The sequence below is a fragment of the Pseudobdellovibrio sp. HCB154 genome (genome assembly GCF_046267985.1).
Lineage (GTDB): Bacteria > Bdellovibrionota > Bdellovibrionia > Bdellovibrionales > Bdellovibrionaceae > Pseudobdellovibrio.
In genome coordinates, this window is the sequence record NZ_CP176530.1 from 2368316 (window position 1) to 2394113 (window position 25798).

Annotated in this window: 17 protein-coding genes; 11 read left to right on the top strand and 6 right to left on the bottom strand. The window is 41.1% G+C overall.

Annotation, left to right across the window (positions count from 1 at the left end; translation table 11 throughout):
• Positions 1-231 precede the first annotated feature (231 nt).
• Entirely contained in the window at positions 232-378 is a 147-nt protein-coding gene (locus tag ACKWCF_RS11470) for a hypothetical protein (RefSeq protein ID WP_409477729.1), read from the bottom strand.
• A 140-nt stretch (positions 379-518) separates the two neighbouring features.
• Between ACKWCF_RS11470 and ACKWCF_RS11475 the strand changes: the two genes are divergently transcribed.
• The 7 genes from ACKWCF_RS11475 (at position 519) to ACKWCF_RS11505 (ending at position 5617) form a co-directional block, all read left to right on the top strand.
• A complete protein-coding gene (locus ACKWCF_RS11475; RefSeq protein ID WP_409477730.1) occupies positions 519-1265 on the top strand; it encodes a hypothetical protein in 747 nt (248 codons plus the stop codon).
• A gap of 2 nt (positions 1266-1267) precedes the next feature.
• A complete protein-coding gene (locus tag ACKWCF_RS11480; protein ID WP_409477731.1) occupies positions 1268-1999 on the top strand; it encodes a sulfite exporter TauE/SafE family protein in 732 nt (243 codons plus the stop codon).
• A gap of 54 nt (positions 2000-2053) precedes the next feature.
• Positions 2054-2407, top strand: a complete 354-nt coding sequence (locus ACKWCF_RS11485) for a hypothetical protein (protein ID WP_409477732.1) — start codon at positions 2054-2056, stop codon at positions 2405-2407.
• 55 nt (positions 2408-2462) lie between these two features.
• Complete coding sequence (locus ACKWCF_RS11490; RefSeq protein ID WP_409477733.1) at positions 2463-3560, top strand: hypothetical protein; 1098 nt, start codon at positions 2463-2465, stop codon at positions 3558-3560.
• Positions 3561-3570: 10 nt separating this feature from the next.
• Complete coding sequence (locus tag ACKWCF_RS11495) at positions 3571-4470, top strand: metal ABC transporter substrate-binding protein (RefSeq protein ID WP_409477734.1); 900 nt, start codon at positions 3571-3573, stop codon at positions 4468-4470.
• A 1-nt stretch (position 4471) separates the two neighbouring features.
• A complete protein-coding gene (locus tag ACKWCF_RS11500; protein WP_409477735.1) occupies positions 4472-5275 on the top strand; it encodes a metal ABC transporter permease in 804 nt (267 codons plus the stop codon).
• A gap of 75 nt (positions 5276-5350) precedes the next feature.
• The gene (locus tag ACKWCF_RS11505) at positions 5351-5617 is read left to right on the top strand and encodes a GlsB/YeaQ/YmgE family stress response membrane protein (protein ID WP_409477736.1); all 267 of its coding nucleotides are present in this window, start codon (positions 5351-5353) and stop codon (positions 5615-5617) included.
• A 6-nt stretch (positions 5618-5623) separates the two neighbouring features.
• Here ACKWCF_RS11505 and ACKWCF_RS11510 read toward each other — a convergent pair whose 3' ends face one another.
• The 3 genes from ACKWCF_RS11510 to ACKWCF_RS11520 all read right to left on the bottom strand — a co-directional run bounded on the left by ACKWCF_RS11510 (position 5624) and on the right by ACKWCF_RS11520 (position 19179).
• The gene (locus ACKWCF_RS11510; RefSeq protein ID WP_409477737.1) at positions 5624-10606 is read right to left on the bottom strand and encodes a tail fiber domain-containing protein; all 4983 of its coding nucleotides are present in this window, start codon (positions 10604-10606) and stop codon (positions 5624-5626) included.
• Positions 10607-10689: 83 nt separating this feature from the next.
• Complete coding sequence (locus ACKWCF_RS11515; RefSeq protein ID WP_409477738.1) at positions 10690-15033, bottom strand: tail fiber domain-containing protein; 4344 nt, start codon at positions 15031-15033, stop codon at positions 10690-10692.
• A 153-nt stretch (positions 15034-15186) separates the two neighbouring features.
• Complete coding sequence (locus tag ACKWCF_RS11520) at positions 15187-19179, bottom strand: beta strand repeat-containing protein (protein ID WP_409477739.1); 3993 nt, start codon at positions 19177-19179, stop codon at positions 15187-15189.
• A gap of 294 nt (positions 19180-19473) precedes the next feature.
• Between ACKWCF_RS11520 and ACKWCF_RS11525 the strand changes: the two genes are divergently transcribed.
• The 4 genes from ACKWCF_RS11525 (at position 19474) to ACKWCF_RS11540 (ending at position 23538) form a co-directional block, all read left to right on the top strand.
• Positions 19474-19833 carry a hypothetical protein gene (locus ACKWCF_RS11525; RefSeq protein ID WP_409477740.1) on the top strand — a complete coding sequence of 120 codons (360 nt, stop codon included), beginning with the start codon at positions 19474-19476 and terminating at the stop codon, positions 19831-19833.
• Between the two features lie 103 nt (positions 19834-19936).
• Positions 19937-20983 (top strand): DUF1402 family protein, encoded by a 1047-nt coding sequence (locus tag ACKWCF_RS11530; protein WP_409477741.1) that lies wholly within the window; start codon positions 19937-19939, stop codon positions 20981-20983.
• 16 nt (positions 20984-20999) lie between these two features.
• Positions 21000-21623, top strand: coding sequence for a hypothetical protein (locus ACKWCF_RS11535; protein ID WP_409477742.1), 624 nt, complete (start codon positions 21000-21002; stop codon positions 21621-21623).
• Positions 21624-21717: 94 nt separating this feature from the next.
• On the top strand, positions 21718-23538 hold the full coding sequence (locus ACKWCF_RS11540; RefSeq protein WP_409477743.1) for a diguanylate cyclase: 1821 nt from the start codon (positions 21718-21720) through the stop codon (positions 23536-23538).
• Here ACKWCF_RS11540 and ACKWCF_RS11545 read toward each other — a convergent pair.
• Together ACKWCF_RS11545 and ACKWCF_RS11550 are read right to left on the bottom strand one after the other, a co-directional pair.
• Entirely contained in the window at positions 23533-24885 is a 1353-nt protein-coding gene (locus ACKWCF_RS11545; protein ID WP_409477744.1) for a cache domain-containing protein, read from the bottom strand. The genes ACKWCF_RS11540 and ACKWCF_RS11545 overlap by 6 nt on opposite strands.
• Before the next feature lie 152 nt (positions 24886-25037).
• A complete protein-coding gene (locus ACKWCF_RS11550; protein WP_409477745.1) occupies positions 25038-25784 on the bottom strand; it encodes a hypothetical protein in 747 nt (248 codons plus the stop codon).
• Positions 25785-25798: the final 14 nt, after the last annotated feature.

Sequence of the window (25798 nt, forward strand, 5' to 3'; positions counted from 1 at the left end):
GAAAACTGCTTAGTAGTGTTATAAATCGCGCCGTAATTCCACCAGACATGTAGAACTAATCGACGTTTACTGAAGTTAACTTTATCGAATATGTATCAGAACGATACGTATTCTACACTTTTTTATTTATGCAAATGTGGCGGTTTTTAAGTAAAAATCTCTGTTAAAAAATGAATGTAATTTCGCACAAGTGACAGTTTTTTCTGAATTCTGTCACTCGTGCGAAGCCTTCTAAGCCGCTTTAGAGAATGATCTTAGATATTCTGTGCGACGAAGGTTTTCTTGTTCTTCAAAATTTTTCATTTCATCAAAGTAGTAAAAATCTGTGGTGTTTGTTTTAAAGAATGCCTGTTTTAAGTATGTAAGCCATTTTTTCATAACAATCTCCTGCATCCAGTATCGTCCAGCCATGGACTGAATTAAAGAGCGAGTTTTAAAGTATTATTATACACACCCAATGGTATCATTTTTCGATACTTCTTGTTGCCGAACGTCTCGCAATAAGGCAATGTTTACATATGGGATCAAACACGTCTTTAATTATAGAAAGCCTGAAGTCACATTTAAAACTGCGCGGTCTTACTTACATCGATTTAGCAAAAAATTGGAAGCTTTCTGTTTCAAGTACGAAAAGAATTATGGCCTCAGAAGATATTTCGTTATCTAAAATTGAAAGTGCGTGTGAGCTGATGAACATTCCGGTGGGAGAATTCTTACAGCAGATTCCATTTCAAAAAAATTCTGACATTTATTACTTAACTCCGGATCAAGAAAACAAATTAGTTAAAGAGCCCGAAGCCCTTCACTATTTTTTACTGATTGCAGAAGGTTTTAATCCCACAGAAATTGTGCGTGACTATACAATTTCGGCAGCGACGAATATTCGTATCTTAAATCTTCTTGAAAAATGGGACCTGATTGAAGTGCAAACCAAAAACCGCATCAAAAGAAAATTTTCAGGGCAAATTCGCTTTAGAAAAGATGGCCCTTTAGGAACCCATCTTGAAGGCTTAATGAAAACAAAATTTTTCGATACGAAGTTCACGCATAACGATGAGTTCTTCACGTTTTTAAATCTGACGTTTATTCCCGGTGATCCGCAAAAATTAAAACAAAAATTATTACAGCTTGGTAAAGATTTAGTCACTGAATCTGAACTTCACCGCAATCACCCGAACGCTTTTGAATTCGGTTTAGTGATTGGTCTTCGCCCATGGGAATCACCATTTACAAAAGCATTTAATAAGCGTAAAAAACAAGGTTAAGTATGGAAAATTTTGATTTATTAGTTATTTTTGGATCTCTGGTGGCTGGTGGTATCGCTTCGGTAGCGGGTTTTGGCGTAGGCAGTATTTTAACACCGATCTTAGCTTTAAATGCAGACACAAAAGTGGCGGTTGCCGCAGTTTCTATCCCTCACCTTTTTGCGACGGCTTTACGATTTTGGATGATTCGCCAACATATAGATAAAAAGGTGTTACTGCACTTCGGAATTTTAAGTGCCATCGGTGGCTTAATCGGCGCGATATTAAATGCTATTTTTAATCCGACCGCATTAACTTTAATCTTTGGCCTTATTTTAATGTTTGCCGGATTCACTGGCGCCTCTGGATTAAATGAAAAATTTAAATTCGGACATAAGACAGCTTGGTTTATGGGAACCCTTTCTGGTTTACTAGGAGGCTTAGTCGGTAATCAAGGCGGGATTAGAGCGGCAGCCCTTCTTGGCTTTAATGTAAGTCGCGATACCTTTATCGCAACGGCCACAGCAGTCGGCTTAATCGTTGATGGGGCGCGAATGCCTGTTTATTTGGCCACTCAAAGTGCTGAAGTTTTTCAACAATCACGTTTTTTAATTTTATCTACGATTTTCGTGCTTATAGGCACGGTATTCGGGATGCTGGTTTTAAAAAGACTTTCAGAAAGAGTTTTTAAACGTGCAGTTTCTGGGTTAATTTTAATTTTAGGAATTTACATGACGATTAAAGGGCTCAGTTAAAACTGAAGCGGCGCTTCCTTTCATATCGTGATTTACTGTGGTATCTAAATTTCAGTGAGTAAAAAGTTTCTGCAATTCTTTTTAATTTTCAGCTTTGTCGTTGCGCAAATTTTTACGCAACAGGTTCATGAACTGACTCACTTTTTATCTCAAACAGATTGTGAACCAGAATTTGTTGTTCACCACGCGAGCGAAGATCCGACCACTGTTGAATTTCACGAAAGCCACGAGCATTGTAAGTTTTTACAACTTCTTTCCATCAGACATTCGGCCCCGTTCATTACGGATAACACCGCATCTCAGGCAGTTAATTTAAATTTTAATAAAGTTATTTCTTTAAAAGTCCAAATCTGGATTTCAAATAGCCCTAATAGCTATCACCAAGCCCGCGCTCCTCCGGTTGCTTAGAATCAAATCTATTCTTTAATTTTAATTTTACTTAATTATTTAACGGAGTTTTTTCATGAAACTATTTGTTTCTATTTTATTATTTTCATCACAATTATTCGCTCAGGCCGCCACAGATTCAAAATTAAGATCACGCGGTAATTCTTTTAACCCTGATATTGGCATTAACACCCTTTTTCTTTATCAGAATTCAAACCGCGGAAACGACGCTAACGTTGAAAGTCCAAATGGTTTAGCGGTGCAAGAAGCTGAATTGCAATTTTCAGCCGATGTTGACCCTTACTGGCGCTTTATCAGCACCTTTGCTTTACATCAAGAATACGACGACAGCGTAACCCCACCGGCACGTGAATGGGTGTTTGAACCTGAAGAGGCTTTTGCTGAAAGTATGGATTTACCTTTTGTGACTGTTAAAGTCGGTAAATTTAAAACCGCTTTTGGTAAACACAACACACTTCACACGCATGCCTTTCCGTTTGTCGATGCTCCTTTGGCCAATCAATATCTTTTAGGTGATGAAGGTTTAAACGATGTGGGTTTATCAGCGTCTGCTCTACTTCCGACATCGTGGTTTTCTGAATTTACGGTGCAAGGTATTTCTGGCCGCGCTGAAGGGTTAGATTATTTTGGCTCAAATGCTGCTAACAGCACTGTTATGGTCGGTCATTTTAAAAATCTTTGGGATCTAAGCGATACATTAACCTTTGAACTGGGACTTTCTGGTGCCAGCGGTAAAAATATCGACGAAGAAAAAACAAATTTAGCCGGTGCGGATGTGACTTTTAAATGGCGCAAAAACGAATCAACAGCCTTAATTTGGTCGACAGAATTTTTACAACGTAAACAAACTAGAACAGACTTCAAAGAAAACGCTGAAGGTTTTGCTTCATGGATTCAATACCAGTTTGCCCGTCGTTGGTGGTTACAAGTTCGTGGTGAAGAATTAACTTTCAAAGAGCAAGACCCAGCAGCCCTTGAACCGCTTCCTGAAAAACAGAAAAAACAATCTATCTTGGTTGGTTATATTCCTTCAGAGTTTTCAGGTATTCGCCTTCAGTACGATCAACTCAATGACGGCGCAACTGACGACGAAAAACGTGTGCTTCTGCAATTTAATTACAGTATCGGTGCCCATCCCGCACACGCCTACTAAAGGATAAATTATGAAGTTTATTTTACTTTACCTGTTCATCTTCGCGGCGGCGCCTTGGGCGCAAGCGAAGCTGAATGTGGTGACCACAACGGCTGACATTGCTGCTTTAGTTAGTGTCGTTACTGGCGATCAGGTTAATCTTTCGCAAATTGCAAAGGGGTCGCAAGACCCCCACTATATCGAAGCAAAACCTTCGTTTATGGTCAAAATGCGTGATGCAGATTTAGTGATTGCAAATGGCTTATCTCTAGAAGTGGGTTGGCTTCCGACTTTACTTAAAGGAGCCCGTAATCCGAAAATTTCTGTCGCCTCAAAAGGTTACATGGATCTTGGATCATTAATCACACCGATTGAAAAACCGATGGGCTCAGTCACCAGAGCTATGGGTGATGTGCATCCCGACGGAAATCCGCATTTTACTTTAGACCCCATTCGCCGAAGCGAGTTAGCTTTTAAAATCGCCGATAAACTTTCTGATTTAGATAATACCAATAAAGAAGTCTATCAGGCTAACGCCAAAAAATATCACGAAACCATTACAAAAAAAATGGCTGACTGGACAGCGCGTATTAAAGCTTCAGGTGTAAAAACTGTTGTGACTTACCACCCTTCTATGAATTATTTTATGGATCGCTTTGAATTAAAAGTGCCGATTCATCTCGAAGCAAAACCTGGTATTCCACCATCAGCACAGCATATTCTTTCAGTGATCAATACGGTAAAAAGAGAAAATACCAAATTAATTTTGGTAGATAGTTTTTTTGATACTAAGATTGCCGAACGCATTGCTAAAGAAGCACCAACAGCAAAAGTAGTTTCTATCGGAATCGCTGTTGATTCTTTGCCACAATTAAAAAGCTTAGAAGATGTCACAGAGCAATTAGTTAAAGCTATCGAAAGTGTAAAATAATATGGATGCCATACAATTTTTATTAGCCCCATTTGTAATGTGTCTTTTATTAGTTGTGATTCACTGTTACTTAGGACTTCACGTGCTGGCACGTGGAGTTGTCTTTGTTGATTTAAGCTTAGCCCAGGTCGCCTCGTTTGGAGCGACCGTAGCTTTACTGTGGGACCCTGAACATGAATCTTCAACGGGCTACTTCATAGCTCTTACTGGAACATTTATCGCGGCGGCTATTTTTGCCATGGCCCGTAGGTTTGAAAAAAAGCTTCCGCAAGAAGCTTTAATTGGTATTACTTATGCTTTTGCTTCGGCAGCGGTGGTGCTTGTTATCGACAAACTCGCTCATGGGGCTGAACATTTAAAAGAAGCCTTAATCGGCCAAATTCTTTGGGTAACCTGGAGCGATGTTTTAAAAACTTTTTTAATCTACAGTGTTGTCGGAGTAATTCACTGGAAATTCAGAGATAAGTTTTTACGAAATTCATTTCACAGTGAGCACGGCCATTGGTTCTGGGATTTTTTATTTTACGCTTTATTCGGTGTGGTTATTACTTCATCAACGTCGATTGCCGGAGTATTGCTAGTATTTTCATTCTTAATTGTACCTGCGGCTTTAAGCTCGTTATTTGCGACCAGCATTGCCAAAAGACTTCTTTTTGGTTGGTTGTTAGGAGCTGTGGTTAGTCTGTTAGGAATGATTCTAAGTTATAAATTAGATCTTCCGGTCGGAGCTGTCTTAGTGGTGTTATTAACAAGTCTTCCGATTTTGGCTGTGCCCGTTCTTTTTTTAACTCGAAGCCGCGTTTAAAAAGAACCAATCTGCCCCATTCCATTTGGCTCCCGCCTTTGCATAAAAAACTATGACGCAAACAAAGGAGTCAAAATGGAAGAACGTGGAATCATTGCGACGGTGATTATTGGCTTTATTGTGGGCCTTGTCGCCCGCTTTGTAAAACCAGGTGATGATAAATCGGGATTAGTTATGACAACAATCTTAGGTATTATCGGAGCCTTCGTTGGTTCATTTATCGGCCAAGCTTTTGGAATTTACGGCCCTAACGAAAGAGCTGGATTTATCGGTGCTGTCGTCGGTGCAATTATCGTCTTAGCTTTAGTGAATGCGTTTAATAAAAAGCGAGCACTTCCTTAAGACTAATTATTTACAGAATGGTGCTGAAGGATCTTTAGCACACAGATAAAATTTAACAGATTGCAACTCTTTAGACTGAGCTGCATTTTCTTCTTTAAGCTTCGCGTTCTCAACTTCTAATTTCTGATTCAGAGAAGCGATCTCACGGGCTTGATTTACTTGTTCGTCTTTAAGTCCTAAAAACTCTTTATACAAATCTTTGATGGCATTGATCATCGCCCAAAAAATCGGTGTTGTGTTCAGTGATAAAAAGCCGTCTTTATCTTCTTTCACCGCCTCTGGAATTTGCTGTTGCACTTCTTGAGCAATCACACCGGTGTATTCTTCTTCAGAGTTAATTCCTTTAGGATTATTTTCTTTATAACGGAACTTAATCATATTTAAATTCGTAATTTCTTTAAGACCACGTTGATAATCGCTGGTGATATCTTTTAAGCGACGATCTGACGGCACAGTCCAACCCACATCACCGCCATTACGATACGGAGTTCCGGTAATGCGAAGGTCGCCGTTAACATCCAGCGTGTAACCTGGAGTAGGAGTGCCTATACCGACACGGCCTGTATCTGTAATACGCATTCTTTCTGTGCCTGCATCGGTGTTTCCGGTTTTAGTGTAAAAAGCAAAATTCGAAGTGGTGTTATTCACCGACCATAAACCAGCGGTATTAGTTCCACCATCAAAACTAAAAAATGTTCCTCCGTAGCTAGGTGCCGCCACACTGTGGGCTGGACCACCACGAATCAAAGCACTGCCAGTAACGTCAATGTTATAAGCTGGAGTCGTTGTACCGATACCAACATAACCAGCATTACTTAGGTAAAGCGCACCATTTGGAGCTCTTAGATCAATTTCAAAGGGATTTGAAAGCCACCCGTAAGATTTATTCATCACTCCTAATTTAAGTCTTGGAATATTAGATTGTATACATGTGTGAATCCAACTGGCATAAGACGAATCCGAGGTATTATCCATAATCATACCTGTACACTGGTCACCCGTTCCGGTGTTTTTTAATAAGGTACTAAAATTTGTATTTCTCTCGATATGCAGAGGATAAGTTGGAGTTAAAGTACCGATACCAACATTACCACCACTTGGATTAATCGCCAGTGGGTTTCCTCCGCTATGAAGAATGGTTTTCTGGTTTGCCATATCCCAGTAAAGAGCCGATTTCAAAGCGCCGCCTTCAGTAAAATCAATATGTGTATTTCCTGAAGTTCCCTCAAGGCGAATACCTGTGTTAGATACACCCATAACAGTTAATGTTTTGTTCGGTGTAAGTGTTCCGATACCGACATTACCGGAAGAATTAATTACCATGCGATCAACGGTTCCACCTGTTAGATTACCATCAGCATGAGTTGCAAAACGAATCATACCACCGCGGTTATTCGCCGTTGTACCTTCTGTTTCTACACGAATCGTCGCCACTCGGCGATCAGTAGGAGTTGCTGTGTTATTAATATCAGTCCACTGAATCAGACCAACTGCATTTCCGGCAGCATCCGAAAAGCCTGATGCCAGTTCAACTACACCTGCATCGCTGACACCTTTGACAGTTAAATAAGTTCTTCCTGGAGCAGATGTGTACGCCGGCGTATTTGTTCCAATACCGACATGACCTGCAGCTGTGATACGCATACGTTCATTTAGCGTAGTTCCCGCTTTTGTCGTGAACTCGATAAAACTATCTTGCGTTGTCGGTGTTTGATTACTTTCAGCTAAGATGCGAATGTGGGCTACTTCGTTAAATGCAGTACCATCATGAGCTCCACCAATAATGTTTAAAAGCGGATCGCCGGCCTGTGTTGCCGTCGGAGCTGAACTTGTTCCTCTGGCTGTTCTTCCCCAGATTTGTGCGGCATGTCCGCCACCAGCTATATAATTATCAACAACTAAATTTCTTGGCATATCCGTAGAGCTATCCACGATATGTAACTTCGCAACTGGAGTTGGAGTTCCGATCCCCACACTTCCAGTTCCAGTGATGCTCATTTTAGAATTAGTCTCAGTACCACCACTGGCAGAGTTCGAGGCAAAATTTAAATTTCCAGTATTTGGATTAAAAACAAAAGCACCCCAATAAGCTCCGGCCGCCTGAGCATTCCATAAATTTACGGCGTCATATTCTGTGTTAAAGCCAATCGCTTTGTGACCACCATCATGCGCGATAACACCATGATTACCGACAACTAATTTTTCTAGTGGATTTGTCGTGCCGATACCGACATTGCCATCACCACGAACTGACAGCATCGAACCAGTTCCTTGAAAACCAACATCAAAACGGTTTAAGGCAGAGCCACTTCCGTCATAATAATATCTTAAATCAGCTACATTGTAAGTTGCTGATGTATTCACACCGAATTTAATAATCGATGATCCGGTCGTGACCAGATTAGGCTGCAAAACATAAAGAGGGATTGCGCCATTCACAGTGGAGTTCGTATTCACATGCAGTGGAGCTAGTGGATTTGTCGTACCAATACCAACATTGCCTGCCGTTGGATTTAAAACTAATTTTCCGGCATTCGTGCCACCATCATTGTACGCTTGTATTGAAGAATATGTGTTTCCTGAAGAGGCGCCCATTGATAAATCAAGAAATGTTCCTGTTGTAGAAGCCACCCAGTCAGCATTCGCTAACCGAATAATCCCGCCACGCACATCAAGTTTTTGACTAGGACTATTCGTACCAATTCCCACGTTACCACCGTTAGGAGCTAGTAAAATATTTCCTTTATTTGTGTGAGTTGTCGAATCTAATGTAAGTGATCCACCTGAAACAACAGATCCCGCAATATACGGAGAAATCATTCCGCTAGTGGCTGTGACCGATGTGCCTTGGATTGAACCACCGGCATTAATATTTCCAGCAACACCTAAACCACCGTTAACAACAATGGCTCCCGTGTTTGATGAAGTAGAGGCTACCGTCGAAGAAACAATAACACTGTTTGCTCCGTTATTCGGAGTCATTACGATATTTCCTGTAGAGTTAACGTTAGAAGCGTTATCAATACTTCCCTGTGAAGACCCGGTTGCAATCGTTCGGCGGATATTATTGCCATCAGTTACATAGTAATTCACACCATCATATTCCATTGTGCCTGATTGAGGTGATGCCAGTAATGTACCTGAAGTAAATTTTAATGGAGCTGTTGAAGCTGTTCCTGAAACTAAATGCAACTTCGCTGTTGGCGCTGTTAAACCAACACCGATGTTACCATTTTTTAAAATGGTCATCGCATTTGAACGAGACGCGTTCGAGATACCATTACCAACAACAAGTAAGGGATCCGTTGCAACCCACGAATTATTGCTCCCCGCGATTGGGACATTGTAAGCACCCAGTGCCGTTGAGCGGTAAGAATAAGCGCGCGAACCAGCTCCAATAGCCACTGCATAATCAGCATCCGCTTCAGCATTGGAACCAAGAGCGATGGAATGGCTTCCTGAAGCACTGCTACTGCCAGCTGCAAAACTGTAATAGCCTGTCGAATAACTGGAATCAAATGCCGTTGAATGGGTTCCGTGTGCTTGCCCTTCGTTGAATGCTACGGCTCCATATTCTGTCGCCTGAGCATAATGTCCGATGGCAATAGTGTGATCAGCTGTCGCATATCCACCATGCATGGCTATAGATCCAAAACCTGAAGCTTGAGGAGAATTTGCACCAAAGGCAAAACTACCTTCACCGATATTGGCGTCATCCCATTCAGTTCCGCCGACGTAACCACCGCGAAACGCAGCTTTTTTTGAATAGAAAAACATTCTTGTACTTGCACCCGAAACATTCAGCGAATTTCCAGCGCCCCAAGCGCCGCCGTTAACTAACAAATCACCTTCAACATGAAGTGTATGCAGGGGGGCACTAGTGCCAATGCCGACATTGCCTAAAGTGTAATAAATAGTTGAATTTGATGTTGTCCATTGTGAGCTTGTCAGCGAACCACTCGCCACTGGTGTGTAACCTAAAGCCGAGATGACCGAGCTACTTGTCGCATTCATTTTATTAGTAAAACTTAAATAATCTGCATTTGATAAAAGACCTGCGGTCACAGAGCCAGAAGCTGCTAACGGAATATTAAAAGTGTGAACACCATTCACAGAAGAAATATTAAAAACAGTTCCGGTAATTCCGGTTACGAAAGTCTGCGTGCCTGAAGCCGACCCGTTTAACGATTGCACACCAGAATTTGCCAGCGCTGCGAAACTTGCAGCTACTGAATTTTGTAAACTTGAAACAGAACCTGCTAATGATGAAACCGTTGAGGAAACAGAAAACACAGTTGAAGAAACCGACGTTACATTTGCCGCATCGGCCGGAGTATAACCTAAAGCAGTAATCACACTACCCGAAGTTACTGAACCGCCGCCTACAGCCAGGCAGCTAAAACTGGCTCCGTTAAAATGAATAGCTTCATTCGCTAAACAGTTTAACGATGCTAAGGTTGAGTATTCTACAAAAGAAGTATCATTTTTTCCGTTCAGCTGAATTGAGTTTTCAGATTTACCTGCGTACATCGCATACGGAACAGCGTTGATCGTCATCGCAGGTAAGGTTTGCCAACCGGTTCCATCATTAAACTGCATCACAATTTTTCGACCGTCGTTTGCAGTTGGTAAATACACACCCATTGTTTGACATGAAAAGGCCGGTGTCGAATTATCAAAAACAGCTGAGAAAGTAGCTGCGGTTCCGCTCGTCGGGTAAGATCTGACGCCGGCACCTAGTGCAAAAGCCATCACACCACCGCTGTCATGCATATTAATCGCCGTGTAGTCTTCGCTGTAAATCACACACGTTGCCGCTGGATCTAAAATTGTGAATCTAAAGTTAACTGAAGAAGATTGTAAAGGCTGCCCGTCAGGTTTAATAATTTTAGCTTGGTAGGTTGTGCGCAGCGGACCTGCAAAGGCCAACGCCTCTGATAAAACAACAACGGCAAAAAAAATAGTACGTATTAACGTCCAGCAATTCACATCTATCTTATCGGTTTAGAGTGAAAACTTCATCACTGCTCCGGGGCAGTTTTCGCAACAATTTTGTCTCAGAATAAGACGGTTTATCTACAGAATGGAGCTGAAGGGTTCTGGCTACAAAGGTAAGTTTGAATTGCTTCGTTACGCTGTTTAAGCTGAAGATTTTCAGCTTCTAGCTTTTCTGTTTTTACTTTTAGCGCTTGCACTTCGGCACTCTCAGCTTTTGAAGCGATTTGACGATCTTGTTTTTCAAAACGATTCATCGCAGACGAATAAAATTCTTTAAACGCTTGAATCAGCGGCGCAACTAAAACAGCGTAATCTACTTTTTTATAACCTGAATTTTTATCATTCATCACAGCTGTCGGAAAAACTTTTTCGACATCTTGAGCGATTACACCAATATCATGACGGCCGTGGCTCAATGATCTTTCATTCCAATCAAATTCAACGCCTTTTAAAGACATCACTTTTTTTAAAGCGTAGGGAATTGGTTTAATATTTTCTTTTAAACGCGCATCTGATGAACAGTTTGTACCACCAGCACCATTACCTAAGGTACAATCTGTTGAACCCTGCACTCGCAAATTACCTACTACATGAAGCTTTTCTGATGGTAAGGCTGTGCCAACACCGACATGGCCTACACCGTTTCGACCGCTCACCACCAGAACATCATTCATCCAAGTTCCATTATGAAGAGCATCAAATGATAATGCTAATCCGTTTCCGTAATCGTGATTTACCATACGTGAACCGTACGCCCAACCGGTACCGTCTGAGTTTTCTGAATTAGCCATGATAATACCACCACCGTTACCACGTCTCCAGGCTCCCGGAATATACGGGTGTCCATTAGCTGGAATACCAAAATAACCACTCGGTCCTAGTTGCAGATTGGTATTTGGTGCCGTTGTATTTACTCCGACATAACCAGCTGGTGTAATATTTAAGCGTGAAACACCACTTGTTACTAAACTCAGTGATGTATTTGCACCCATAGCACCGAACTCCATCTGATCATATGGCCCGACATTGTAGTAATTCGCGTAACCTTTACGAGACGCAAAATAAGTTGCGCCGAAAATATCTAATTTAGCGGCCGGAGCCGTTGTGCCAATCCCGACATTACCTGAATTTAAAATCGTCATGAACTGTTTGGTACCTCCGTTGGCTCTAAACATAAATCCAGCGTTTGTACCTGTATCAGGATTATCGGCATCAAAATAAAAATTACCATCTTGATTGTAAGTGATTGTCCCAACACTTCCACTGGCATTTTCAGTATCTTCAAAGGCTAAATACGGATACTGATCTTTAATATGTAGCTTACGTGTTGGTGTGCTTGTTCCGATTCCGACAAAACCATCATTTTTAATAACCATACGTGTTTGCTCTGTGTAAGAGCCATCTGGGGTTGTCGTAAATTCAATGCGACCAGGTGTATCACTTACACCCGGTGTTCCATCAACTAACATTTTAATACGCGCTGCTGTTTGATAAGTTGAACCATCGTACGCACGTGCCCATAGAGTAGTGATTTCATCGCCCGAAGAAGTTATTGATGGCGCCCCTGGAGAACCGCGAGATTTTTGAAAAACATGGTGCGCTCCAAAACCATCGGCTGAATTTCTTTCGGTAATTACAATTCCTGCGCTACCAGCCACATGTAAAGCTGCAGCGGGAGCACTTGTACCGATACCAACATTACCACCATTCGGGTTAAACACTAACGGAAATGCAGCACTATCTGAATCACGCATCGCTTGAAGCATAATCGGATAAGGATTGCCAATACCGTTACCGGCACCCATATATAAAAAGACATCATCGCCACCAACTTGCATAATAGAATTTGCCGGTGTAATTGTGCTTTGTCGTGTGCCACGCACAGAAAGTTTGGCTGTAGGACTTACCGTACCGATTCCGACATTGCCCGTTGATTCTTGAATATAAAACGAAGGATTCACATTACCATTTACAACTAATCCCAATCCAAGACCGTCTTTGTATTCGATACGACCGGTGTAATCCGCGCCTAAATTTGCATGACCATGAAAATCAATATACGAAGAAACATCGTTGCCACTTCCGATTTCAAGATGCCCGTCACCAGCACCGGCGCGAACATACCCCCCGTTGGCTGTCATGACATCAAGTTCTGCCGAAGGATTGTTTGTACCGATTCCGACTTTACCAGAAGAATCAATACGCATACGTTCTGTTGCGGTAATTGAACCAGAAGCCGTTGTAAGAAATGCGATGGCCGCCGGTGTTGTTGTTGCCGAATAGTTTCCGGTCGCGATAAATTCAATTAACGCTGCATTTGTATAGGAAGGCGTGGTGTTATAATTTCCGCCACCGACAATGGCCCCTAACACATCACCATTCTGAACCGGAGCTGGTGAAGCACTGGTCCCTCGTGAGTTTAAAACATTGAACGCTGGAAATCCGCCAACCGCGCCACTGAAATTCTGCGCAACAACTCCAGGATAACGTCCGGCTGTTGAATTTGTATTACGAATCCAAATTTGACTGTTTTGATCTGCTCCTGAAACATCTAAAAGCTGCGTTGGATTTTGGGTACCAATTCCTACTTTGCCAGCCATATAATTAATTGTAGAACCTGATGTCGCCCATTGCGAAGAAACTACAGAAGCCATTGAAGCTGTCAGAGCATCAATCGACGTACTCATTGTGGTCGCTGAAGTTGAAAGATTAAACATCGACGTCGTTAAATTATTAATCGCCAATGTTAAAATAGTGGCTGATGTGACAGTCGGTGCAATCACTGCCGGATCAACGGGTGAATAACCTAACGCTGAAGTGATTGAACTTGAAGTCACCGCCCCGGCTGTGCCGAAAGCTTGCCAGCTTGTTCCGTTACAGTATTCAACATCTCCTAAATTATAGCGTAATGTACCTGCAAAACTTGCCGTGCAAGAGGCTGATTCCATACTAATGCGTAACCCACCTGAAACTTCTAAACGCGTAACAGGAGTTGTTGTACCAATACCAACTAATCCAGAATTTGTCGCAATCATACGGCTTTGATTGGCCGTTTTAATTTGAAATGAACCTGACGTTACACCTACGTAATAACCATCAACTCCACCCGCTGCTGAAACAGCACCAATACTAAAGCTTGTGCCAAGTGACGTGTGCACCTGCCAGAAATCATAACTTGTATAGTTGGTCGCTGGTAAAATTAAAAATGTTGCTGGAAGTGTCGTGTCTTTACGAGTTACATGAAGATAGTCATTTAATAAAAGTGTTTTAGCAAAGACAGCACCATCATTAAAATAAATATCTGTCGTGGTCGATGTTCCGCGAAATATATACTGCGGTGGAAGCACACCAGGGTCTGGTGATGAATAGCGAAACTCCATCGCTTCACCGTAGCTGTTTCCCCAATGAGTTTTATTTAACCCGATGCTGGCAGAAACCGGATATCCCCAATCGCCATTGTATCCAGAAATTTGAATCGCATCAAAGTTAGCAGCTAATGGCGCTGGCCCATTTGAAATTTCTAATTTTGAAGTTGGTGCTGATGTGCCAATACCTACGTTGCCAGAATTATAACTTACGTTAGCTCCGGTTGTAAGCCATTGTGAACTTGTGATCGAAGCAAAACTTGCCGCCATTGAAGTTTGCAAAGTCGAAACAGTTCCCGCAAGTGATGAAACCGTTGATGAAACTGAAAACACACTTGAACTTACGCTGGCAAGTGTTGATGACACTGATGAAATATTTGTGGCTGCTGTGCTTAATGAATTTGAAAGTGTTGTAAAGCTAGCAGCATCAGCCGGAGTGTAACCTAGGGCTGTGACCACACTTCCTGAGGTGACTGAACCACCACCCACAGCCAAACAGCTAAAGCTTACGCCATTAAAATGAATAGCTTCGTTCGCTTGGCAGTTTAATCCCGTAAGCGAAGAGTATTGCACAAACGCTGTATCGAATTTTCCGTTAAGCTGAATTGAGTTTTCAGATTTACCGGCGTACATCGAATAAGGAACTGCATTGATCGTCATCGCTGGTAACGTCTGCCAACCAGTGCCATCGTTAAACTGCATCACAATTTTTCGCCCATCGTTTGCTGTGGGCATATACACACCTAAGGTTTGACAAGAAAATGACGGTGTCGAGTTATCAAAAATATTTAAAAATGTTGAAGCGGTTCCGCTGGTTGGAAATGATCTAATACCTGCACCCAGTGAGAATGCCACAACGCCACCACTGTCATTCATATTCACGGCGGCGTAATCTTCGCTGTAAATTACACAAGTCGCTGCCGGATCTAAAATCGTAAATTTAAAATTAACGGAAGAAGATTGTAACGGCTGGCCATCAGGTTTAATAATTTTAGCTTGATAGGTCGTGCGAAATGGCGCTGCAAAAGCGAAAGCTTCTAACAGAAAAACCATAGCGAAAAAAATGGCGTGCACCAACGTCCTACAATTCACATATTTCTTATCGGCTCAGAGTGAAAAATCCATCACTGCTTCGGAATATTTAAGAAAAAAATTATTTTTTTATGTGATTCGAAATGAGAATTTTGATCGGTTTTTAACTAAATTTTAATGACACGAAAACGGCGTGACTCCGACTTGCCCTTGCATATGCTCAACTGTCCAATTTCCGCCGGAATAAGTAAGTGTCGCATTCACTAACCCTTGATAGCTGTTGGTATTAACTATGACAAATGAAGGATCCACTAAGTTTACTCCCCAACCTGACCACTGGATTTCAACCATATTTGTCGCATTCACTTTGCCAATAATTAAACGGTAAGTTCCATTCCACTGAGCTTCAGCATTTGAAAACATATAATTGCCATTCGGACCCGAATTACAACCTACGCTATCTTTCAAACTTGGCGAAGGGCCACGCCACGTGAAAACTTCATCTTGATGTGTATTCATATAGGCATCGGTTAAAAATGTGGGCATTGAAGCAATACGAGTTGTTCCATCAAAGGTCGCCCAGAGTTGTCCTAGATTCGGTTGTTTAATACCACCATTCACATGTAATTTCGAAGTTGGCATCGTTACGCCGACACCGACATTACCTGTTGTCGGCGCAAGTGCCACTTGATCGTACTGCACTTTCACCATATCAACATTTGATCCACCTGATGGCGCGTTGGTGCGTAAAATAATTTGATCATTCACATTATCAAAAATTTCAATTACTAAACGGCTGACTTCAGAATTTACATCATGTTCACCGAAAATAGCTCCGGCATCAGTACTGGCAATACCTGCAGTACCTGTCTGGGTGTTAGAGTTAAACATCACTCGACCTGTCGGTACATTAACATCACCACCGGCCACTTCTAAACGTGTGGTTGGATTTGATGTGCCAATACCCACTGAACCACCGTTAGAATTTAAAATAGTATTGTTACCAACTTTATTAATATATAGAGGGCGTGTTCCGTGTGATTGAATCCACGCATATTCGGCACTGGCTGTTGTATCATCAGTACCTAAGAGTAAGGCCGCAACGCCGCCGCCATTAATCGCAATTGTTCCACTTGTGTATGACGATGGACTTCCATTCGGGCCGCGCACATCTAATTTTGTGACTGGAGAACCTGTTCCAATCCCGATGTTTCCAGAAGGTTTAAAAGTCATCATCGTGGTACTGCTTGTACCAAGTGTTAAATCAGCATTAAGATAATTGTGTAAACCAAAGCCGTTATCTGTACCAATGCCTCCACCGAAACCGACATAAGCTGTATCATTGCCACCGTGTCTAAACATCATTAATGGATGAGTGTTGGCATTTGTTGTTTCAATTTTCATGACTGAATTCCAGCCAGTTGCACCACTAACCACTACATGTAATGGTGTTGTTGGAGCAGTTGTACCGATACCGACATGACCAACAGCATCTATGCGCATATGTTCAGTATTATTTGTAGCAAAAGTGATAGCCCCTGCTTTGTAGTTGTGAACTTGAAACTGATTCGCTGTACCGCCAAAACCTAAATAAGCGGCCGAGCCATTGACATCATTAAATCGCATAAATAACGAAGCTGCGGAAGCCACATCTTGCGGAGTTGTAATTCTAAACTGCCCGTTACTTATTGTTGTTCCATTGATTTCAAAATTCGAAGTTGGACTTGTCGTACCAACCCCCATATTACCATTTGCAAGAATCGTCGCTTTAACAGATCCATTTGTCGCAAATTGCAAGGGAACCGCTGACCCCGCGCCAACGATCGTTGCAAAAGTCAGACTGTCGGTAAATGTAGTTCCAGCGATACCTTCAGATCCAAAAATACTATTAAAAAGACCATTATTATTCGTGGATAAAATTGTTGGGCTAATTCCATCTGTTGAAGTGATTTTGACCGTGGCCGAAGTTTGTTTTACTTCAAGAGAAGCTGATGGCGTGTTAGTTCCAAGACCTAAACGGCTGCCATTCCAGAAAAATTTTGCATTGTTTTCTGATACAACACCGTTACTTCCTGCAAAGAGCACACTGCCACTTGTAAAACCTGAAAGTCTTAATGAACCATCAATCACTGTTGATCCACTGACATTTAAATTTCCACCAGCGTTGATATTTCCAGCGACTCCCAAACCACCTTTAACAACTAAAGCGCCGTTGTTAGAACTTGTTGATGGTGTTGTTGCCGATACCACAACTGATCCTGCGTTCGGAGTCATTGTGATATTTGAAGTCGAATTTATATTTGTCGCGTTATCAATTGATCCCGGTGCAGAACCCGTAGCAATCATGCGGCGCTGATTCGCACCGTCGGTTAAATAAAAATTAATACCGTCATACTCCATCGTGCCTGATTGCGGAGAAGTCAACAACGTACCCGAAGTAAATTTTAATGAGGCTGCGGAAGAAGTTCCGCCAGCCAAAGTTAATAAAGCGGTTGGCCTAATACCGATACCAACACCACCACCTAACATTTCTAAAGTATCGTCACCACTTAAAAGAAAGCGAAAGTCAAAATCAGTCGATGCATCATTCACAAAATCAACATAAGGTGTTCCGCTATTATCGAATTCACGAAATTCCAAGTAAGCATTGCTATCATCGCCCAATGCGACAATACCGCCTCCCGGAGTCCCTGTGCGCATTCCGGTTAAAACTTCTAAAGTCGCGGTTGGATTAGAAACCCCAATACCTACATTGCCTGTGTTGTAGAAAATATGTGAACCATTCGTTGTCCATTGGGTAGCACTTGAAGCGTTAGCTGGTGTGTAACCAAGTGTAGCAACAATGGCTGCACTGGTCGCCTGTTGTTTGTTGTTAAAAGTAGTCCAGTCACTCGCTGATAGATAACCATTCGTCGAAGATGTCGCTTGCGAAATAGAAATTGTCGGCGTAGCTCCGCCCGTTGAAGACAGTGGCGCTGAAGCACTGACGCTTGTCACACTTCCGGTCGATGGGTTAATCCATGACAAATTTCCAGAACCATCCGTTGATAAAACTTGTCCGACTGAGCCACTAGTGGCTGGCATCACTAAAGTGTAATTTGCAGCCAAGCTTGTTGGCGCCACTAGACGTATGTTAAAGCTTGTACTAGGTCTGTAGATATCAACGTAATTAACTTTAGCTGCATTGGCATAAATATCAGTAACAGTAATATTTCCCGAGGAATTTCTTTTTACGATTGTATCGGCTGTTGCTGAAGCGGTGGCCGCCAACGTGTCATTCACACTTGTTGAAATTTGCGCAGCTGTTTTACCACCAACACTTTGCACAACGTTTGCCGAAACTGTTCCGCTCACATCACCGGATAGCTGCGAAGCTTGAATTTGTGAATTAACCGCAGCCCCACTTACAGGGGTATAACCTAAAGTGTTTACAATCTGCGTGCTACTTGCAGAAAGTTTTGCTTTAAACTCGGCGTAATCAACTGAAGTTAAATAACCATCGCTCGACATCGAGGCGACATTAATAGAAATCACAGGCGCACTTGCTGTGCCTGTCGTACTTAGCACTGTACCGCTTGTTGTAACACTTGAAATACCACTGCTTCCCACACCGACAGCGATGCAACCGAAACTTACGCCGTTAAATTTAATCGCTTCATTGGCCTGGCAATTCAATGCTGCTAAAGTTGAATATTCGACAAACGAAGTATCGGCTTTACCATTCAGTGATTGGGCATTTTGCGCTTTAGCAGAATACATCGCGTAAGGAACTGAGTTAATCGCCATCGCTGGTAAGGTTTGCCAACCATTACCTTCGTTAAACTGCATTACGATTTTTCTATTATCTGTAGAGATTGGATTGTACACGCCCGGTGCTTGACACACAAATGATGGGATTGAGTTATCAAAAACTGAAGCAAAGGTCACAGGCCCACTGACAGGGTAAGCACGTGCGCCCATACCTAAGCTAAACGAAGTTAAGCCACCACTGCCGATCATATTCACGGCAGCATAATCTTCTATATATAAGACACAAGATGAAGATGGATCTAAAACTGTAAACCGAAAATTAACGCTGACTGCTTCAAGAGGCAGTCCATCAGGCTTATAGATTTTAGCTTGGTACGTTGTTCGTCCGTTGATCGCAAAGGCAGAAAGAGAAAGCAATAAGATGCTTCCCAACACAAAACAATAAACGTGCCTCAGCCATTTGTTCACACTAGACTTATCGGTGTTAACTGCAGAAAAATTAAACTAGATCCGCTGTAGTCCTGTTTTTAAAGTAATTTTAACAGCTCTAGAGCGACTCACTATGAGAATCTTTTATTTTGTGTCAATTTAATGGTCTTTTCTCATTCTGAATCATTAATCTAAGTTATCACAAAATCTTGTTTTAATTATTTTATTTATCATCATTATCTCGCTACGTTTTTTATAGAAAAATAAAAAAAGGAGAACCTCATGAAACTTCACGCTTATGCATTAACCTTAGCTTTAGCTTTTTCTACAGTCACAGCGAATGCCGCAGCTGGTGATCTTGTCTGCACGCGAGAATACGCCCGTTTAACGACTCGTATTGAAATCAACACGCAAGGTGATTTTCACTTCAGAGAAGAATACAAAGGAGCTTTTCCCACAGTGTCTGAAAGTTCTGGGCGTGCAGAAGGCTCACTGGAAAATACGGATAATGGCATTCAGGCTGAATTTACTTTCGTAGCTTTCGCTGTTCCGTCAAAACTATCAGTAACCAATTCTTCAGGCGAGTTAACACTTGGTGACTCTTCTCCAATGACAGGTTTAATTTGCGAATTAGCGCAGTAGTCGTCTTAGTGTCAAAACCCTAGACGCTGTTTTTACCCGAGTGAACAGCTGAATGGTTTCAACGCCATCTCAGCTGTGGCACATTGCTCGCTAAGTAAAAGGCATGTTTAAGACTCATCGCCTTTTACCTTTAGTTTTGTTTACCTTTACAAGCACTGCGACTATTGCAGCACCTCTGTCGTTGTATACAGAACTAGATCAAAAATTTAATCAGGCCGAATCACAAAAGGTTCGCGTGATTCCTAAAGGTAATGCGGGCATGACTGAAATTCCTGAAGTGGCCCGTCTTCGTGTGTATTCACGCGCAGTTCTTAATGGTGAATGGGAAGCTCTATTAAAATCAGGTCGCGAAACTGAATTTGCCTTAACACTGGGTAAAAATAAAATTCCAAAAATCCTAGATGCTTTAAATGAACAAGGTCTGATTGCTGAATCAATCAGATTAGGCAAAGCCTTTAACATTCACCCGATGCATATTCTTGGCCCGATCATTGGTGAAAACTCTTTTAACGGCGCTATTGATCAAACAATTCAAGATAGTTTTGCTAAAATGTTTAACGAGTCAGACTTTAAAACAATGTCGGCGCGTATGAAGATGATCTCTGAAGAGCCAGCGACGGCAGGCTGCATGAGTTTAAATATTTCTAATTACTGGAAATGGCGCTGCATTCTTCACAAATCAGGTTACCTAGCTAACGGATCAAACCGTGATTTTATTTTCTGGTTTTATCAAATTTCAAATAAAGGCCAAGGCACATTTGGTTTAGGCCAAATTCAGCCGTTCTTATTATGGAGCGTGAATGACCTCGTGGTCGAAAAAACAAAAGCTTTAGGTTACAGCTACAAAAAATTTAATCTGACAGATATGAAAACGCCGTTTCAAGTTATTTTTAATAACAAAGAAATGTTGGCGTACATTGCAGCTATGGCCCATGTGTCGATTAATGTTTATAAACAGATCGCACAAGTTGATATCAGCAAAAATCCAGGTCTTACAACGACACTCTATAACTTAGGTGATGAATACCAAAGAGCTTATATGTCTACGGTTCGCGGTGGTGACCCACAGGTTAATTTTATGGGTTGGTATGTAAACCGCTTTGAAGATTCGATTAATAACTATTTAAAAAACACAGAGATAAAAAATTAATACGAGGAGTAAAATTATGAACAAAATCGCACTTACTTTGCTATCACTTATGACAGCACAGACAGTTATGGCCAATGACTATTTAAAAGAACTTAATAAAATCGAAGAACAAGTTAAAGTGTCGGTCACTGTTCAGTATCAATGTAAAGGTGATGCTCAAGAAGCTGGGCGCATTGGTTTTATTACTTTTGATAAAAGCCATATTTTTAACAATCAAAGCAACATGAACGATCGTACAGGCTGGTCGAAATCTGGTCGTAATGATTTATTAACGGCAAAACTAGTTCCAGCAGCCCCAATCAATCACTCTTACACATCTTTAGATCTTAAAGTTTGGGAATACATGCCTGAAACGATTAAAGGAATCCGCGCCGTGGGGAACGACAACACTCAAGATATGATCTTAACTTTTGATAAAGCGACAACAAGTGCTTTTTCTTCGGACGCAAAAATGTTTGCTAGCGAATTAACTGAAGAATTGCAAACAACAGGTACGCTTGTTGTAGTTGATCACGTGACAGGACAAGCACAAAAGCAAAGCTGTGATATCATCTTACAAAAATGTGCTGGTACGAACTGTGTTATGCGTGTTGTTTTACAAAACTACCACAAACCTTTCTCAATGAACTCAATCAAATAGTCTTAGATTTAAAAAGAGTCCAGAGTGTTTCACTCTGAGACTCTTTTGTTCGTGTTAATTTAAAGATGGCCTACCCCCGCACCGACAAGAAGTCATGCGTTTTGCTCTCTTGGTCAGTCTTATTTTATGGGTTAATTCTACAGCTTTTGCTTCAAGCACAGCGGCCCTGAAAATTTTAGAAAGTGCTGACGAGTTAGCTGGCGATAATCCAAAAGCCAGTCTTGAATTACTAGCTTCTATTGATAAAACAATTCCTGTAACTGAAATCGACGTTCATTTACGTAAGAATATTCTTAAATGCGAAATTTTAGTCGATAACGACGATCCCCGCGAAGCTTTAAAAATCAGTGAACGTGTTCTCAGCGAACTAAATATTAAATCCGAACTAGGATTAAAAATGCGTCTTTGCCGCAGTTCTGCGTTAGAAGGTATTGGCGAATCTGTTAAAGCTGAAACTGAATTAATAAAAACTCTTTCTGAAAGCCGTGGCGAAGGTTTTCGCGAAGTTGAAGGCCAGGCTCATCTTAAGCTTGGGCAAATCCAATCTTTTAAAAATCAATTCTCTTCGAGCCTTAAACATCTGACTTCAGCTAAGCAGATTTTTTCTTCGCTGAATTTAGCGCACAAAGAAAGAATCACTTTAAACTCGATTGCTGTTCTTTACGGACGTATGGGCGAAAATGAAAAAGCCATTACGTATTTTGAAGAAGTTTTAGCGCAAAATAAAAGCTTGGGTAAAAATAGAAATATCGCGGTCGTGCTTTATAACATCGGTCGTAGATACGAAGATTTAAAAAAATACGATAAAGCCCTAGACTACTTAAATGATTCTTTAAAAATTCATAGCGAGATGAAAAATGAAAAAAGCCTTGCTGTGGTTGAAAGAGCTTTAGGTGGTGTTTACAACAGCATCGGAAAACCTGAAGAGGCTTTAAAACATCTTTCTAATGCCTTAGGTACACTAGAACGAAAGAATCTTGTTAAATCACAAGCGCAGCTGCATTTAGAGTTTGGAAAAACTTATACCTTAATGAAAAAGCCTAAAGAAGCGCTAGCTAGTTTAGCTAAGGCTGAAGAATTAAACGCCAAGTCTTTTTCACAACAACTGGCTTCAGATATCTTTCAAGCCCGCAGTCAAGTTTTTGAAAGCACTGGGCAATGGAAACAAGCTTTTGAATCTATAAGTGAACTCAAGAAAAGTTCAGATAGCTTATTTAAAATGAAAGCTGACGAACAATTAAACCGCATGAATGCGCTGTTTGATGTTGAAATGTTACAAAAAGAATTATCGAATTCTCAACGTGTTCAAAATTTACAGTTATTGGCCTTAGCTTTAGCCGCTGGGTTGTTAATTTTTGGCGTTATCTTTACGATCAAACAAATCAAAATGGCTCGTGCTATGCGCGCCTTAGCTTTAACAGATGAAATGACTAAGATTCCAAATCGCCGTCATATTATCGAATATGGCAAACAAATGTTAAACACTTGCCAGCGCCAAGATAAAGCCCTGTCTGTTGTTATCTTTGATATCGATCATTTTAAAAAGATTAACGATACTTTCGGTCATGCTGTTGGTGATGAAGTTATTAAAAAAGTGGCTTTCATCGGCCGCAATTCCCTGCGCCAAGAAGATATGATTGGCCGTATTGGTGGTGAAGAGTTCTTAGCTATTTTACCTTTTACCGGAGCAGAAGCCGCCCGCGAAGTGGCTGAGCGCATTCGTTTACATATTCAGAAATATAACTTTTCAAATATCGCTGAAAATCTACAAGTCACAGTCAGCGTTGGCGTGGTCACACAGGAACTACCGCGTGGTTCAGTAAGTCTTGATCAGTTAATTCACGATGCCGATGAAGCTTTATACAACGTTAAACAAAATGGCCGTAATGGTGTAAGTTTACGGTTAATTTCATAATTGAAATTTTTCTGGCAGCGGTCGTTTAAGACGCGTATTTTCAACTACTAAGCCTATATAAGTCGCAATATCTTCAGCCACAGCATAGTCATATTTTTCAAAAGGCCGTTGGTCATTTTCAAAAATAATTTTTCCTAAAGCCTTATCAAAAACAATCACTGGCGTTTCTATTTTAGCGTGAGCTGGCCCTTCACTGGTTTTAGCCACGACTTCTTTTTCGTCTTTAATTTGAATTGAACATTTGTCACAGAAAAACATAATCGCAATGTCGGCCACTTTATAAAGACGTTCCTGTAAAGAAACCATTTCGCAAAGGTGTTTTGCTGATTCAGATAAAAACTGCAGTCGCTTATTTTCAGCTTCGATTTGTGCCGCCATGTTATCAAAAGTTGCGGCTAATCTTTCAATTTCACCAAAACCCGCTTTGAGATTAGTTCGTGCGGTTAAATCACCTTCTTTGATTTTAGTGGCCGCTTTATCTAATTTTTTGAGTTGCCATAAAAATAAAAAGCCCGCAGCCCAGGCAAAAAGAACCTGAATAAATGTTGATAGGCCTTCGTGCCAAAGCCTTGTTTTTAAAATGGTATCAAACTTTGATAGAAATACGAATTTAGGAACGCCCACCGCAATGTAAATAGCCCCCGCTTCAGGATCAGAAGTTAACTTAGTAGCAGCATACATTTTATCAAGTTCAAAAATTTGTTCTCCACCCATTTTAAGTTTGGCTAAAATACTGGGATCCTGAATGGCATGCCCTGTGGCTTCTTCTGAATGTGGGTAGCGCACTAAAAATTTTCCGTTTTGATCTAAGATAAAAAAACTGGCCTGCATCGGAAGCCCGGCTTTAACGGTCATTTGTTTTAAGACTTCTAAATCAATTGCCGCGAATAAAACGCCACGAATATTTTTTTGCGCATCAAAAAGCGGATAACCGAAATTCACCGTAGGCTTACCGGTAATGCGACCCACTTGAAATTCGCCGATAGAAAAGCGTTTGTTTTTTAAAACTTTGGTAAAATAAAGACGATCACTTAAATTAAGTTTTGCTTTAAGATCTACTCCACTGCAAACGGCATCGCCGTTTAAAGCGATCACACCTAAGTTGGCATAAATTGGGTATTGCAGGCGAATTTTATCTAAAAAGCGGCTGCAACGAGGTGACGCTGGATCATTCAGTTCCGGCACCGCTGTTAACACCATTAAAAGCTGTTCTACTTTTTCTAAGACCCGTTCGTAATCATACGAAGCCAGATGTAAAAGATTACTCGCTTCTTGGTTGGCAAAACTTACGGCCTCTTTTCGGGTTTCGCGGGCTGTGTACCAAAACTCCCCGAGATTGGGGATCACTTCAAAAAAAACCACGAGCAGGATACTGACCTTAAAACTTTTTGCGACCAGGCCCTTTGCTTTATCCCATTTAATTGAGCGTAAATTTTGTCTGAGCCGCTGTAGCCATTCCACAGCGGTTTATTAAGCACGATTTGTGCCGTGAAGATGAGTTATTTAATCTTAAGCCAGCCGTTTAAATGCTGGTTAATTTTTTCAATAACTAACGACTGTTTAAAATCAGCGTCAGCGGTAAAATCACAGTATAAATTGTAATCGCGGTTATTGATCACCGAATAACGTTGCACTTCTTTATTGGGAAAATCGATTTTTTCAATTTTAGTTGTAAACTTTTTCTTTGGCTTAATTGATAACTTTTGTAATTTGATATTTTCGATTGCGCAGTACGAACCACCCGCCTCTAATTGTGTGCTGGTTTCATAACCGCGTTTACCGTTACGAAAGCTCATATACTTTTGGTCTTTATCAAATTTAATCGCGTAAGCAATACGACCTTGAGCCGAAGCTAAATCTTTCGGATTAAAAATGGGTAAGTTGTAAACCACATCATTACCCGTCACGTTTTCACGAGCCATGCTTAAAGATAACTTTTTACCTTTTTTAATATTTAAACCACGGGGATAACATTCAAAGTAAGTTTTTTGAGCCACGCATAGAATTTCAACTTTGGTTCCGCCATTAGATTCAAAAAAGCCTGTCACGTAAGAATAACGCACCGATGGTTTTTTAGTTTCTTTATCTAAAAGGTAAACATCAAACGACCCGTCTTTATTGGTCAAAACTTCGGAATAAAATTCGCCGACTAATTTTAACTGACCGCCGTTGGGGCCTAGATCATTTTCTTGCGAAAAAGCAGTAACTGTAGAGAAAAATATCAAGATGCCAATAATCAATTTCATACTGATATTTCAAA

Excerpts from the sequence above, each read along its gene's own strand:
- ACKWCF_RS11470 (WP_409477729.1), bottom strand. The coding sequence starts at position 378 with ATGAAAAAATGGCTTACATACTTAAAACAGGCATTCTTTAAAACAAAC.
- ACKWCF_RS11475 (WP_409477730.1), top strand. The coding sequence starts at position 519 with ATGGGATCAAACACGTCTTTAATTATAGAAAGCCTGAAGTCACATTTA.
- ACKWCF_RS11480 (WP_409477731.1), top strand. The coding sequence starts at position 1,268 with ATGGAAAATTTTGATTTATTAGTTATTTTTGGATCTCTGGTGGCTGGT.
- ACKWCF_RS11490 (WP_409477733.1), top strand. The coding sequence starts at position 2,463 with ATGAAACTATTTGTTTCTATTTTATTATTTTCATCACAATTATTCGCT.
- ACKWCF_RS11495 (WP_409477734.1), top strand. The coding sequence starts at position 3,571 with ATGAAGTTTATTTTACTTTACCTGTTCATCTTCGCGGCGGCGCCTTGG.
- ACKWCF_RS11500 (WP_409477735.1), top strand. The coding sequence starts at position 4,472 with ATGGATGCCATACAATTTTTATTAGCCCCATTTGTAATGTGTCTTTTA.
- ACKWCF_RS11505 (WP_409477736.1), top strand. The coding sequence starts at position 5,351 with ATGGAAGAACGTGGAATCATTGCGACGGTGATTATTGGCTTTATTGTG.
- ACKWCF_RS11515 (WP_409477738.1), bottom strand. The coding sequence starts at position 15,033 with ATGGTTTTTCTGTTAGAAGCTTTCGCTTTTGCAGCGCCATTTCGCACG.
- ACKWCF_RS11525 (WP_409477740.1), top strand. The coding sequence starts at position 19,474 with ATGAAACTTCACGCTTATGCATTAACCTTAGCTTTAGCTTTTTCTACA.
- ACKWCF_RS11530 (WP_409477741.1), top strand. The coding sequence starts at position 19,937 with ATGTTTAAGACTCATCGCCTTTTACCTTTAGTTTTGTTTACCTTTACA.
- ACKWCF_RS11535 (WP_409477742.1), top strand. The coding sequence starts at position 21,000 with ATGAACAAAATCGCACTTACTTTGCTATCACTTATGACAGCACAGACA.
- ACKWCF_RS11540 (WP_409477743.1), top strand. The coding sequence starts at position 21,718 with ATGCGTTTTGCTCTCTTGGTCAGTCTTATTTTATGGGTTAATTCTACA.
- ACKWCF_RS11550 (WP_409477745.1), bottom strand. The coding sequence starts at position 25,784 with ATGAAATTGATTATTGGCATCTTGATATTTTTCTCTACAGTTACTGCT.